Consider the following 426-nt stretch of genomic DNA (forward strand, 5'->3'; position numbering starts at 1 on the left):
ATGCCGTGCCTGGGGCACGGCGGGCAACCAATGTTGTTAATGAGTGCAAAAATGGTTGATGCCGTGCCTGGGGCACGGCGGGCAACCAATGTTGTTAATGAGTGCAAAAATGGTTGATGCCGTGCCTTTACTGCTACAAATCCAACTGGGCGCATTTCTGATAACACGAGCAAGTTTTCAGCAAAGGCGAAAGGGGACAGTAGGGGCACGGCATAGACAAATGTTTTGCATCAAGGCAAAATATTTAATGCCGTGCCCCTACACCCAGGGCAAGACATAGACAAATGTTTTTAATCAAGGCAAAATATTTAATGCCGTGCCCCTACACCCAGGGCACGGCATAGACAAATGTTTTTAATCGGGGCAAAATATTTAATGCCGTGCCCCTACACCCAGGGCACGGCATAGACAAATGTTTTGCATCAA

The 426-nt window shown here is 47.9% G+C and carries 1 protein-coding gene; it reads left to right on the top strand.

The window, feature by feature from the left end:
• Window positions 1–97 precede the first annotated feature (97 nt).
• Entirely contained in the window at window positions 98–280 is a 183-nt protein-coding gene (locus MiSe_RS49905; RefSeq protein ID WP_226595052.1) for a hypothetical protein, read from the top strand.
• The last annotated feature ends 146 nt before the right edge of the window (window positions 281–426 follow it).

The sequence above is a fragment of the Microseira wollei NIES-4236 genome (assembly GCF_020521235.1).
GTDB classification, from domain to species: Bacteria; Cyanobacteriota; Cyanobacteriia; order Cyanobacteriales; family Aerosakkonemataceae; genus Microseira; species Microseira wollei.

What these genes read in the sequence shown, in the direction of transcription:
- MiSe_RS49905 (WP_226595052.1), top strand. Translation starts at nt 98, where the DNA reads ATGAGTGCAAAAATGGTTGATGCCGTGCCTTTACTGCTACAAATCCAA.